Origin of the sequence: Fructilactobacillus florum DSM 22689 = JCM 16035 (assembly GCF_001436645.1) — a bacterium.
Taxonomy (GTDB): domain Bacteria; phylum Bacillota; class Bacilli; order Lactobacillales; family Lactobacillaceae; genus Fructilactobacillus; species Fructilactobacillus florum.
Genome location: NZ_AYZI01000007.1, coordinates 1 through 13,393, shown reverse-complemented (window position 1 = coordinate 13,393; position 13,393 = coordinate 1). Strand labels below are relative to the sequence as shown.

The following is a 13,393-nucleotide window of genomic DNA, read 5'->3' as shown; positions in this document are numbered from 1 at the left end:
GGAAAAGATGAATAAGCATGGATTACAAGCGGCAGTTGCGAAACGACGAACGTTTGCAATTATTTCGCACCCCGATGCCGGGAAAACCACGATTACCGAACAATTGTTGCTGTTTGGTGGCATCGTGAGAGAAGCTGGGACGGTGAAAGCGCGAAAAAGTGGCAACTTTGCTAAGTCTGATTGGATGGAAATCGAACAAAAACGTGGAATTTCGGTGACTAGTTCGGTGATGCAGTTTGACTACGATGATAAGCGTATTAACATTCTCGATACCCCAGGTCACGAGGATTTTTCTGAAGATACTTATCGAACGTTAATGGCAGTTGATTCTGCAGTCATGGTGATTGACGCTGCAAAGGGGATTGAACCGCAGACAAAGAAACTATTTCAGATTTGTAAAATGCGGGGCATTCCGATTTTTACGTTTATGAATAAATTAGATCGAGATAGTCGCGCTCCCATGGAATTAGTTGCGCAACTAGAAGAAGTTTTAGGGATTGAAGCCTATCCGATGAATTGGCCAATCGGCTCCGGTCGAATTTTTCGTGGCTTGTATGATCGTTATAATCACCGCGTTGAAGTTTTTCAACCGGCAACCGCCGGTCGGGTTTTTAAAAAGTTGACCCCCGACGGTCAGCTAGAAAATGATGACGAATTAGCCTCGGATGAGATTTATCAAGAAGCAAAAGAAGAGATGGATTTAATTTCTGAGGCGGGGAATCAATTTGATGCACAAAAGATTGCTCAGGGGCAACAAACCCCGGTTTTCTTTGGCTCGGCCCTGGTTAATTTTGGGGTTCAAACGTTTTTGGATGCCTATTTGGAAATGGCGCCGGCTCCTGGCCCCCACCAGACGACGACTGCAACGGAGATAGAACCAACTGCTGAGCAGTTTTCTGCTTTTATTTTTAAGATTCAAGCGAACATGAATCCACATCATCGAGATCGGATTGCCTTTGCTCGGATTTGCTCAGGGGAATTTGTTAAGGGAATGGATGTAACCTTGAGTCGAACCGAAAAATCAGTGCGCCTATCGAACGTCACAGAATTTATGGCGAATACACGAGAAAATGTTGAATCAGCAGTTGCTGGTGACATCATTGGACTTTACGATACTGGTAATTTTCAGATTGGTGATACGATTCATACTGGCAAAGCAGCGCTAGCCTACCCCAAATTGCCACAGTTCACCCCCGAATTGTTCATGCGCGTTTCTCCTAAAAATGTTATGAAGCAAAAGTCATTTCATAAGGGAATTCAACAACTAGTTCAAGAAGGGGCGATTCAACTGTATACTACGTATCTGACTAATCAGTACATTCTAGGTGCGGTTGGTCAATTGCAATTCGAAGTTTTTAAATTTAGAATGAAAAACGAATATAACTCCGATGTTTTGCTAGAACCATTAGGACACAAAACTGCTCGGTGGATTGATCCAGAACAGTTGGATGAAAAAATGTCTTCAGCACGTAATATTTTAGTAAAGGATCGTAACGGAGCACCCTTATTTCTGTTTGAAAACAAATTTGCGGAACGCTGGTTTCAGGATAAGTATCCCGATGTCCAACTGACCTCTAAATTATAGGAGGAAATCAATGAAACCTTTATCAGCTTGTACTAGTGTGATGGTGGGTAAGGATGCCAGTATTGACGGATCAACAATGATTGCTCGAAATGATGATACCTTCCTACCGTTGACTCCCCAGAGATTTGTTGTTCATCCAGCGTATCAGGATGAAACGAGACAATGGATTTCTAATCAAAATGGCTTTCGGCTAACGCTGCCACGAACAGGTATGCGATATTCAGCAACGCCAAATGCTGATGATGCCAACGAAGGGGTGTACGCCGAAAGTGGATTTAATGAAGTTGACGTTGCGATGAGTGCGACAGAAAGTGTTTATGGGAATCCGGCCACGTTGGCTTATGATCCATGGGTTCCCGCTGGTCTTGCGGAGGATTCGCTACCGTCAGTGGTTTTACCGTACATTCATAGTAGTCGTGAAGGAGTAGAGTATCTTGGTCAACTGATTAAACAGTATGGTTCTCCGGAAGGTAACGGAGTAATGTTTAGTGATCATGATGAAATCTGGTACATGGAAATTGTCACTGGGCATCACTGGGTGGCTGCACGGATTCCAGACGATACTTACGTGGTAGTTGCAAATCAAGTTGCTATTCAAACGGTTGATTTCTCCGATCCTCAAAATTTTATGTGGTCAGCTGGGTTGCAGGAATTTGTGGAGCAGCATCATTTGAATCCAAACCGTACGGGATTTAATTTCAGAAAAATCTTTGGGACCAGCAATGAAAAAGATCGTAATTATAATACCCCGAGGGTCTGGTATGGGCAGCGTTACTTGACGCCATCTTTAATTCAGAGCCCAACTTCAGCAGACCTGCCCTTTGTCCTTCGCGCAGATCGCAAAATCCGAGTTGAAGATGTCCAGTTTATTTTGAGTTCCCATTATAATGAGACGGAATTTGACCCACTTGCTCACGGTCAAGGAGCAACCAAAACTAAATATCGACCAATTGCAATGAACCGGACACAGAACTCCCACGTATTACAACTGAAAAATGATGGAGTAAGCACGAGTTCTGCAATAATGTGGCTGAATTTTGGGATTCCAACTTTTAGTCCCTATGTCCCATTTTTTGGAAATGTTCAAAATACGGCACCTAGTTACGCCGAAACGCCGTTGGAGATGGATGACATTAGTGCTTATTGGATGTATCGCAAGCTATCCATGCTAGTAGAATCTCATTATGCTGATTTTATTCAGTTGGATCGTGATTTTAAAACTGCAATGATGCAAATGTTTATTGAACATGTGGCAAAGACAAGAGCACATGCGGATCAGCTACCTTCCAAGCAAGTTTCTGCCTATCTGGAGCAACAAAACCAACGCTTGGTGGACATCATGGAACAACGGGTGCATAGTTTTATGAACCAATTAATGTCAAAGGGACTGACTTTGTCAAAATTAACTTATAACATGGATAAAAATTTGTGATAAAAAACTCCGAATCTCATAGGATTCGGAGTTTTTTTAGGTTAGGGTTGATCACGGAATGGATACGGATGCCCTTCATGGCGAATGACATGGGCACTGTGTTCATATGTCGTCTCAATCATCGTAATGACGTGGGGATCGCGCAAGCTGTACAAGAGATTTTTACCCCTACGCGTCGAAGCAATCAGCTGATGATGTTTTAGTTGGGCAAGCTGATGGGAAACATTTGACTGCTTTAGATGTAAAGCACTGACTAATTCTGATACGGTTTGAGGTTGTTTTTCCAACAACAGTAGGATATTTAAACGGGTCTCATTACCCAATAATTTAAAGATCGCACTAGTTTCTATGATTGCTTGAGAATCGATTAAAATCACCTTCTTAAATGGATATGATCCAGTGCCAAGCCTGAGCTACGAAACCACTTTCAAAAAGGACGTAACATCCAATGGTAAAATAGCAAACTCGCAGCAGGACGTTGCCATAGCGCTGTAATCCGCTTTGAATGATATTTTGTTGTTCGATTAATTTCAATAGTAGCACGATGATCACCAGCAGTATACTAAAATATCCAATCGTTGCAAGAAAACCGGGAAGTGACATTCCGATTAGAACGGGGACAAAAATGGCTAGATTACACCCGGCACAAACCGACCAGTAAGTCAACATAACGGCCAACACTGGGGCGGCTTTTTCCAGGGATGGTTGGTCGGGTTCATCAGGTTTAAGGGCGAGATAAATCGGTAAGAAACCAAGCAGACCTAAAAGATACTCTGGCAACCAGGTACTTAGCACTTTTCCAACTACAAAACTGATGATTAGTAGGGTCATAAGACCAAGCCAGTAACCGATTAGTACCGTTGCAAGCGACTGGCGATGTAATAAAAATAGTAACATAACGAAAAAATCGAGATTGACGGCTACAAAGGTGAGAGTTAAAAGTCCAATATTCATGAAGAGCTCCTTGTTTAAATATTAATATAATTTCATATGAAAAATATATAATATGTAACGCAGAAAAGCAAATAAAAAAATCGCCCGAATGCGGACGATTATTGTGAAAGGCTTGGCTGACTAGTCAGCCGCCTGGTTGCAGATTTTTTGATCCATTCAGCTCCACCCAAGAATAACCAGGTTGTCTCGGTAGTCTGAACTTCTTTGAAGACTTTCCAAACTGATCCTCGAGGTAGTCGAATTGGGTGGGGTTGATTTTGCTCTGGTTCTGGATAGATGGAGGTAGTGGTTGTAATTGTAACGAGATAATTAACTGGTTGAACTAGTTGCCAGTTTGTGCGCCGATAATAACAAACGATGGTTTGCGATTGTTTTGAAAAGCGTCCGCGCAATTTTCCAGCCCATAGATAGAGTCGATAGCCAGCAATAGCCGGGGCGGTAAGATAATATTCGGTATCAATTGGTCCAACGGCAAAAGTCGGAATCTTCAACAAGTGATGATCATCAAAGTCAAAACAATAGATCAACACGGCTTTTCCGGTTTGTTTGCGATAGTGAAGGGTGACTACTTGGCTAGTTTGGACTACGTGAGAGGTAATCCCGGTCATGGCATTGAAATAATAGTTTGGAATTTCTGGAATCGTAATTTGCAAGCGCTGACCAAGTTCACTGACGAAAATATCTGGTTGCTGGAGCGGACGATGTTGCTCATCTTGATAGTTAATGAAAATGCGTGCCTTTTTTGTGGGCGGTTCAATAAAAGCAGTTTCCGGTACTAATGTGCCTACCGGCTTGGACACGGTAGTTATCGGTTTTTCTGGGACCGCCAAGTTGTTTTGTGGCAGGACAGGGCGCTTGATTAATGATGTTAGTCGAGCATTTCGTGCTTGACGTCGTTTGCGCCAGCGCTGGCGGATGCGCTTAAACAAGATAATAACCTCCAATCGGGACCTAAGACTTAGTCTTATGATACCAAAAAAGTCAGAATCATAACAATTCTGACTTTAAGCTAATCATGGTCAATTAACGAGCACTAACGGTAATTTGCTGATCAGCATTTAATTTTGCTTTTAAAGCTTTAGTTTCAGGATGCTCGAGTAGATAACTAGCGGTTCGATCTTCCAGCTGTTCCTGGATGACCCGACGGAGCGGACGGGCTCCCATAGCGGGATCATAGCCGAGGTTTACTAATTTATTTCGGACCGCAGGGTCGACCTCTAAAGAAAGATGATGGTCAGCTAGCGTATCATTAACATCGGTAATCATTAACTCTACGATTCGTTGTAAATCAGGTTTGGTAAGTGATTTAAATTCGACGATACCATCAAAGCGGTTAAGAAATTCTGGTTTGAAATAAGCCCCGAGTTTGTTAAGAACCGAGTGCGTTTGCCCGTGTGCAGCTGCCCCGAAACCAACGTTACCGCCAACGGTCGTTCCAGCGTTACTGGTCATAATAATAACGGTGTCTTTAAATGAAACCGTCCGTCCCTGTGAATCAGTTAGGCGACCATCATCTAGCACTTGCAGGAACGTATGCAAAACATCCGGATGAGCTTTTTCCACTTCATCTAATAGAATCAAACTATAGGGATGCCTGCGAACTTTTTCGGTCAGCTGACCAGCTTCATCATAGCCAACATAACCTGGTGCAGCTCCAATTAGTTTGGCAACGGATTGGGGTTCGCGATATTCTGACATGTCAAAGCGAATCAAGGCATCTTTTGAACCGAACAGTTGATTAGCCAATTGTTTGGCTAACTCAGTTTTGCCTACTCCAGTTGGTCCAACAAAGAGGAACGAACCAATTGGTCGCCCACTCTTGTTGAAGCCGAGTCGATTCCTTTGGATGGCCTTGGTAACCTGCTGAACCGCTTCCGGTTGACCAATGACGTGTTGCTCAAGCTGGGGAGCGAGTTCTTTTAATTGTTGCTTTTCCTGCTCTTCGAGCGTACCTACTGGAATGTCAGTCATTTCTTCAATGACCTGCTGCATATCTTTTTCAGTAATGGTGTTATTTTGATTGCTGGTCTGGGTGCCGTGCTGGCGTTGTCGTTCGAGCTGTTTGACTCGATCACGAAAGTACGCAGCTGTTTCGTAGTCTTCTTTATTGAGAGCAGCTTCTTTCTCTTTCTCAGTTTTGGCAATATCTTGTTCAATGGCATGGGGGTCAACGATGTTTAAAGTGAGATTTTTTCTTGAACCAGTTTCATCCATTAAGTCGATTGCTTTATCAGGCAGAAAACGATCATTGATGTACCGCTGTGAGAGACTAACTGCTGCCTTTAAGGCGCCATCAGTGTAGTGTACCATGTGAAAATCTTCGTATTTTTTCTGTAATCCCTGCAGGATTTTGAACGTTTGTTCCGCTGATGGTTCATTAACCATGATTGGTTGGAAGCGCCGAGCAAGGGCGGCATCCTTTTCAATATTACGGTATTCCTTGAGCGTAGTTGAACCGATTAGTTGGAAGTCACCTCGTGCGAGAGAAGGCTTGAGCACGTTGCCAGCATCGAGACCACCTTCCGCATTCCCGGCCCCCATGATTTCATGCAACTCATCAATGAAGAGAATCAAGTTTGAATCAGCTTTAACTTCTTTGATTAGCTGTTGCATCTTTTTTTCAAATTGACCACGAATCCCAGTTCCTTGAATTAAAGAAACCATATCAATCTGGATGATCCGCTTATTGCGTAATTTCTGTGGAACCGTTCCGTCGGCAATTTTTTGGGCTAATCCTTCGACAATGGCCGTTTTTCCGACCCCCGCCTCCCCAATTAAGACCGGATTATTTTTTGATCGGCGGTTTAAAACCTCAATTGCGCGAGCAGTTTGTTGATCACGTCCAATGACGGGATCAAGTTTACCAGCGCGCGCCAACCGCGTTAAATCAGTTCCATAAGTTTTTAAAATTCCGTTATTGTTATGATTGTGATTGCCCTTAGCAGCCGCTTGTGAACCACTTCCTTCGTTCATGCGGGCTCCTTGAATTGATCGTAGGAAATCATCGAGATTTCCAAAGCCGTATGCACCTTGTTCTTCCATAATGAAACCTCCTAAGTTGAATCAAGTCATCTGACCTTTCTTGACTTTCAACTATTTTACTACCGGTTGTTTGAAACAACAAGCAATTTGCTTTGCGACCAGCAGGACGATTAAAATTATGGTAAGATGGAGCTGTTGTTAAGGAGGGATGAGACATGGTGCTGACCAAAGCCGACTTTACAAAACGCTTAGATGAATTACGAACTGGTGAATTGGACTCACTTACGGTCACACCAGACCAGTTTTTTTACTTTCAACAAGCCTTCATGGATTATGAAACCCGTAAGCGAATTGTTGGCGAAGCTGCTACAGACGGGGTTGTCGTTTATCATTATGCGACTGATAATTAACGATTTTTAAAGGGATCCTTGTTTTAAAAGCTTGTATTTTATGGTAGTTATTGGTAATCTTAAAGTATCAAAGGTTAATAAAGGGGTGCGTTTATTATGGAAAAACGTCAATTTAAAATTACTGCTGAAACCGGTATCCATGCTCGTCCTGCTACTTTTTTAGTTCAAACTGCCAGTAAGTTTGATGCGAACATTACGCTAGATTACGAAGAAAAAACAGTTAATTTAAAGTCAATTATGGGTGTGATGTCTCTCGGAGTTGGACAAGGCGCAGTTGTTACCATTGCTGCTGATGGTGATAATGCGGACGAAGCTCTAGATGCGATTGCTAAAACCATGAAAGAAGAAGGCTTAATTGAATAGTACTTCTGATGATGTGAGAGTTGCTTCGGCAACTCTTTTTATTTAGTTCATGATTTGCAAAGCTAGTAGGAAACCAATATAATTGTTTTATTATGCTGGTTCTTGAAAGGATGAACTTCACTTGAAAATCGGGTTATTTACAGATACATATTTTCCGCAAGTCAGTGGAGTAGCAACTTCGATTAAAACCCTGCGCGATGAGCTCGAACGACGGGGGAATCAGGTTTATATTTTTACGACGACCGATCCCCATGCGACTGACGATGAAAGTGATGGCGTCTATCGCTTTTCTAGCATCCCGTTTATTTCATTTACAGAGAGACGGATTGCAATTCGTGGTTTGTTTCAGGCAACCCAGATCGCTAGAAAACTCGACTTGGATTTAGTACACACACAGACGGAATTTTCGATGGGGATGATTGGTAAATTTGTGGCAAAAAATTTAAATATTAGTTGTGTGCATACCTACCACACCATGTATGAAGATTATCTTCATTACGTGGCTAATGGTCGGCTTTTGAAACCAATCCACGTTAAAGAGGGAACGTTGGCGTTTTGTCATCATTTGGATGGAATTGTGGCCCCCAGCAAACGGGTCTTAGATAAGCTGACTGACTACGGGGTAAAGAGTCCGATTCGAATTATTCCTACGGGGATTAATTTACGACAATACCATGAGCAGGCAACGAAAGATGTGCGCGCTGAACTACATCTTTTACCAAATACGCCAGTGTTATTGTCCCTGAGCAGACTTGCGTATGAAAAAAATTTAGGAGCCTTGATTGCCTTGATGCCGGCAATCTTGCGACAAGTTCCTACAGCAGTCTTAGTAATTGTGGGTGAGGGACCTGCTGAGGCTGATTTACATGAGCAGGTGCGACAACTGCAGTTACAAGACCATGTTCGATTTACGGGAGAGGTAGTCAATGAACGAGTTAATGATTACTATCGGATGGCCAATGTATTTGTGTCAACTTCGAAGTCGGAATCGCAAGGGTTAACTTACATTGAAGCAATGGCAGCTGACACCAAAGTGGTGGTTGCCAAAAGCCCCTATGCGGATGATTTAATCAGCGACGCTTCGCTCGGAAGGACGGTATCCAGTGATGCCGAATTCGTTAGGACCGTTGTTGACTATCTTTGTCACGCTGATCATTATCCAGACAAGCCCGAGTTACGCCAACACAAACTTCACGACATCTCTGCCACGTATTTTATTGATCAGATTGAGGCCTTCTATCAAGATGTCATTAATCGTTACCAGGCGTATGACGAAGACGAGGAGTAGCCATGCTTAAAATCAACATGTTTTCAACGGCCACTAAAGTAAAGGGACAGGGAGTTGGAAGTGCTTATTTAGAGCTCATGCAGTTGTTGAAAACGAACTTCCCAACGGAATTCGAAGTACGAGTTAACCACTATCAGGCTTCAGATATTAGTCATTATCACACGATTAACCCGACTTTTTACTTATCAACATTTATGAAAAATCGTGGTCGAAAAATTGGATATGTCCATTTTTTGCCAGAAACCCTCCGGGGAAGTTTGAAATTGCCGACGCCGCTTCGGCAGCTAGTTGATCGCTATGTGATTGCTTTTTACCGACGGATGGATCAAATTGTAGTAGTAAATCCGACTTTTATTCCTAAACTAGCGCGGTATGGAATTCCCAAAGAGCGAATCAAGTATATTCCAAACTTCGTTAGTCGAACTGAATTTTATCCAGCCTCGCCGGATAAGAAAACGGATTTGCGACGTAAACATGGATATGCTAGCCATGCTTTTACCGTGATCTGTACGGGGCAAGTGCAAACTAGAAAAGGTGTTTTGGACTTTGCCAAGTTGGCAAGAGACAATCACGACTACCAGTTTATCTGGGTCGGAGGCTTTTCTTTTGGTCCGATGACGGCTGGCTATCACGAGCTAAGTCAATTGGTTGAAAATCCGCCCGCTAACTTGAGCTTTCCGGGAATTTTAGATCGGGCACAGCTCCGTGAATATTACCAATTAGCGGATGTGTTTTTATTGCCATCTTATAATGAATTGTTTCCCATGTCGGTCTTAGAAGCCTATGCGTGCGGATTGCCGGTAGTTTTACGTGATTTAGAGCTATATCGCGAGATTTTAGCCGGAAACTATTTGGCGGCTAAAGATGTAGTGGCAATGGGAACTCAGCTCCATCGGCTGGCCAGTGATGATTCCCAGTACCAAGCTGCTTGTCAGCGGGCGCGGGTGGTTTCTGATGAATACTCTGAAGCCCACTTATCCCAAATCTGGCACGATTTTTATTGTCAACAAGCTGCGCTGAGTACCTCAAGAAAGGACCACACATGACGAGAAGAAACTTTTTTTCATTAATAATTATGTTGGGGCTCGGTTTGTTAATTTCATGGTATGCCGTGCGTGACATTAAATTCGATGTTCTAATTAATGATTTGGCCTCGATTAATCTCTGGTGGCTTTTAGTGGCGGTCGGCTGCATTCTATTGTATTTTGGTTTAGAAGCAGTAGTGACGCATATGCTGGTTGCGAGTAGCACACCAGGCTTTTCCTTTCGGGATGCACTGCGGGTTCCACTGGTAGAGCAACTATTTAACGGGATTACTCCGTTTTCTTCTGGTGGACAACCAGCTCAGGTAGTAGTGTTATTGCAGTCGGGAGTCGACGGAGGGCGGGCCACGTCAGCGCTCTTGATGAAGTTTGTGGTGTATCAGGCTATGATTGTTTTGAATTTCATCGTTAGTCTAGTCATTGGCTTTAATTATTTGGTTGGTAAGGTTCACACTCTAGCGATTTTTGTGGTATTTGGCTTTTTAATTCACTTGGTAGTGATTGTTGGTTTGCTGATGGTGATGTACTGGCATTCATTTACTAAAAAATTAGTCAATGTTTGTATCAAACCGTTACGCTGGTTTGTGACCGCAGAAAAATTCTCACAGTGGCAGATCACTATCAATCAAAAAATTGATACATTTTACTATGAAAGTGTTAGAATCGGGCACCAGTGGAAATTGATGTTAAAAGTTTTTGTGGTAACGTTTTTTCAATTGTTCTTTTATTACTTGATTCCATATTTTATTATGCGGTCGTTAGGATACTCACAGGCCAACGTTGTGATGGTAACTAGTTTGGACGTGCTGATCTTTTTAGTAATTTCCATGTTTCCAATTCCTGGGGGCGCAGGCGGTGCTGAGTATAGTTTTGAAATGCTATTTCGCAGTTATATTACCAGTAGTAGTAAGCTGGCGGTAGCAATGATTTTATGGCGAATTTTAACTTACTATCTGGGTTTGATCCTTGGAACGGTAGCGTTAGTGATGCGTCCTAGTCGACGATTACAACAACAAAAAGAACCATGATGATTTTGGAGGAAGCAGGAATGGCGGGTTTTTTTAAGCGAATTCGAGCTGGATTGAATACGACAATAGGTTTTTATCTCCTGGTTGTCGTTCTTTTTTGGTTAAAAACATATTTGACGTATCGAACTGATTTTACACTGGGGGTTAGTGGGGGAATGCAGCAGTTTTTACTGCTGGTTAATCCTATTCCGTCCGCCCTTTTGTTATTTGGAATTGCCCTTTACTTTCGAGGTAAACTAGCCTATTGGTTGATGCTGATTATTGATTTTTTGCAGTCAACTTGGATTTTTGCGAATATTTTATACTATCGCGAATTTTCAGATTTTCTCTCACTGGGGATTATTAAAGGAACTGGAAATGTTCAAAACAATTTAGGGAAAAGTTTCTTAGAAATTCTACGACCGGGCGATTTTATTGTTTATCTTGACATTGTGATTTTGATTTTATTGTTGTTATTCAAGGTCATTAAGATTGATAAGCGTCCGTTTAAATTTCGTTATGCCTTTAGCATTACCATCCTTTCATTTTTACTGATGTTTGCTGAATATAGTGCTGCTAATGCAAACCGTTCCGGATTGCTAACGCGGACCTTTGATAATAACTACATTGTTAAATATCTGGGATTAAATGAGTATGCAGCTTTTAATGTGTATCAAACACAGAAAGAGAGTTCGACTCGGAGTAAAGCTAAGGCCGCCGATCTAAAAAGCGTCCAGAGCTTTATTAAAAAGAACCAGGTGTCCCCCAATGTTAGCTACTTTGGTAAAGAAAAGGGTAAAAACGTTTTTATTATTCATTTAGAAAGTTTTCAGCAGTTTCTAATTGATTATAAAGTTGATGGGAAAGAAGTTACTCCTAATATTAATAAGTTTTATCATAATCAGCATACCATTGCGTTTGATAATTTTTATCATCAAGTTGCACAGGGAAAAACATCTGATGCTGAGATGATGTTAGAAAATTCTTTGTATGGGTTACCTCAGGGCTCGGCAATGGTTAGCTACGGGAGTTCGAATACCTTTCAGGCAGCTCCTTCGCTTCTGCACCAAGCCGGTGGCTATACCTCAGCTGCTTTCCATGGGGATGTTCCAACATTCTGGAATCGTAATAACACCTATAAATCATGGGGCTATGATTACTTCTTTAGCGATTCTTATTATAAAAACAAACCAAACTACAACGTTGGCTATGGGATGAAGGACAAGATCTTTTTTGACCAAACCATTCCATACCTACAACAACTGCCCCAGCCATTCTATGCCAAGATGATTACTCTTACCAATCACTATCCGTATGAACTTGATAAAGCCAACACGGATTTTCCCGCAACGCAAACTGGCGACAGTACGGTGGATCCCTATGTGCAGACAGCGCACTATTTAGATCAGGCATTTGGAGAATTTCAACAATATTTGGAAAAATCAGGTCTGGCTAAAAACAGTGTTGTGGTTTTATATGGAGATCATTACGGGATCTCTAATAACCATCGCCCAGCAATTGCGAAGTTATTAGGGAAAAAGAGTGTTAATAAATATGATTTGGCTCAATTTCAAAAAGTCCCATTCATGATCAATGGTAGCAATCTGGATGGTCATATTGACCATACTTATGGTGGTGAAATTGATGTACTACCGACATTGTTGCACCTACTGGGGATTAAAAACGATAATACAATTCAATTTGGTCATGATCTTTTGAGTAGTGAGAATCGACAAATTGTGCCGTTTCGAAATGGGGACTTTGTTTCTAGTCAGTTTGTTAAGTCTGGTAACACCATCTATGATTCCAGCACGGGTAAAGAGCTAGATTTAGATAATCGCCAAAAGAAATTACTTGATGAACAGCAGCGGTTTGTAAACGACAGTCTCTCAAACTCTGATAAAGTTGTTTATGGGGATTTATTACGTTTTCATAAGCTAAAAGGGTATCAGAACGTTAATAAAAAAGACTACGATTACACGAAAAAGCATGCACTTAAGCAATTACAACAAAGTGATCGAAAACATCAAACTAGTTTAGTAGATCAAAACGGTGGTAAATCAACTGTTCCGGACTTTAAAACGAATGCACCAGAGCTAAAGTAATGATTTAGTTATTGAGAGGGACTTGTAGAAATGCGATAAGCATTTTTATAAGTCCCTTTTTTGTTAGAAGTTTTAATAAATTGCTTGACGAACTATGTTAGACTTGCTAATATTAATTCTGCTGCTTGCGATAGATTGTCTTATCAAGTGGCGGAACAATGAAATTAGTTGTTGACACCTTAAAAATTTCATTGTATACTAATAAAGTTGTCAAGCGATTGATA

General features: G+C 41.8%; 12 protein-coding genes. 8 read left to right on the top strand and 4 right to left on the bottom strand.

Features of this window, described 5'->3' with window-relative positions; translation table 11 throughout:
- Positions 1 to 7 precede the first annotated feature (7 nt).
- Together FC87_RS04570 and FC87_RS04565 are read left to right on the top strand one after the other, a co-directional pair.
- Positions 8 to 1,585 carry a peptide chain release factor 3 gene (locus FC87_RS04570; RefSeq protein ID WP_009167370.1) on the top strand — a complete coding sequence of 526 codons (1,578 nt, stop codon included), beginning with the start codon at positions 8 to 10 and terminating at the stop codon, positions 1,583 to 1,585.
- Positions 1,586 to 1,595: 10 nt separating this feature from the next.
- A complete protein-coding gene (locus FC87_RS04565; protein WP_056961746.1) occupies positions 1,596 to 3,017 on the top strand; it encodes a C69 family dipeptidase in 1,422 nt (473 codons plus the stop codon).
- A gap of 41 nt (positions 3,018 to 3,058) precedes the next feature.
- Here the strand turns inward: FC87_RS04565 and FC87_RS04560 are convergent, their stop codons facing one another.
- From FC87_RS04560 to FC87_RS04545, 4 genes are all read right to left on the bottom strand, one after another.
- Positions 3,059 to 3,394 (bottom strand): ArsR/SmtB family transcription factor, encoded by a 336-nt coding sequence (locus FC87_RS04560; protein ID WP_054691055.1) that lies wholly within the window; start codon positions 3,392 to 3,394, stop codon positions 3,059 to 3,061.
- A gap of 4 nt (positions 3,395 to 3,398) precedes the next feature.
- The gene (locus tag FC87_RS04555; RefSeq protein ID WP_054691054.1) at positions 3,399 to 3,971 is read right to left on the bottom strand and encodes a cadmium resistance transporter; all 573 of its coding nucleotides are present in this window, start codon (positions 3,969 to 3,971) and stop codon (positions 3,399 to 3,401) included.
- Positions 3,972 to 4,069: 98 nt separating this feature from the next.
- Positions 4,070 to 4,900, bottom strand: coding sequence for a MucBP domain-containing protein (locus FC87_RS04550; protein WP_054691052.1), 831 nt, complete (start codon positions 4,898 to 4,900; stop codon positions 4,070 to 4,072).
- Positions 4,901 to 4,994: 94 nt separating this feature from the next.
- The gene (locus FC87_RS04545; RefSeq protein WP_054691050.1) at positions 4,995 to 7,013 is read right to left on the bottom strand and encodes an ATP-dependent Clp protease ATP-binding subunit; all 2,019 of its coding nucleotides are present in this window, start codon (positions 7,011 to 7,013) and stop codon (positions 4,995 to 4,997) included.
- Between the two features lie 155 nt (positions 7,014 to 7,168).
- On the opposite strand from FC87_RS04545, the gene FC87_RS04540 reads away from it, so the two are divergent.
- The 6 genes from FC87_RS04540 (at position 7,169) to FC87_RS04515 (ending at position 13,169) form a co-directional block, all read left to right on the top strand.
- On the top strand, positions 7,169 to 7,363 hold the full coding sequence (locus FC87_RS04540; protein WP_009167376.1) for a hypothetical protein: 195 nt from the start codon (positions 7,169 to 7,171) through the stop codon (positions 7,361 to 7,363).
- Between the two features lie 96 nt (positions 7,364 to 7,459).
- Positions 7,460 to 7,726, top strand: coding sequence for a phosphocarrier protein HPr (locus tag FC87_RS04535; RefSeq protein ID WP_009167377.1), 267 nt, complete (start codon positions 7,460 to 7,462; stop codon positions 7,724 to 7,726).
- A 121-nt stretch (positions 7,727 to 7,847) separates the two neighbouring features.
- Positions 7,848 to 9,014 (top strand): glycosyltransferase family 4 protein, encoded by a 1,167-nt coding sequence (locus tag FC87_RS04530; protein ID WP_009167378.1) that lies wholly within the window; start codon positions 7,848 to 7,850, stop codon positions 9,012 to 9,014.
- Between the two features lie 2 nt (positions 9,015 to 9,016).
- Positions 9,017 to 10,060, top strand: coding sequence for a glycosyltransferase family 4 protein (locus FC87_RS04525; protein ID WP_056961744.1), 1,044 nt, complete (start codon positions 9,017 to 9,019; stop codon positions 10,058 to 10,060).
- Positions 10,057 to 11,085 (top strand): lysylphosphatidylglycerol synthase transmembrane domain-containing protein, encoded by a 1,029-nt coding sequence (locus tag FC87_RS04520; protein WP_056961741.1) that lies wholly within the window; start codon positions 10,057 to 10,059, stop codon positions 11,083 to 11,085. The genes FC87_RS04525 and FC87_RS04520 overlap by 4 nt, the downstream gene beginning before the upstream one ends.
- A 20-nt stretch (positions 11,086 to 11,105) precedes the next feature.
- The gene (locus FC87_RS04515) at positions 11,106 to 13,169 is read left to right on the top strand and encodes an LTA synthase family protein (protein WP_156656534.1); all 2,064 of its coding nucleotides are present in this window, start codon (positions 11,106 to 11,108) and stop codon (positions 13,167 to 13,169) included.
- The last annotated feature ends 224 nt before the right edge of the window (positions 13,170 to 13,393 follow it).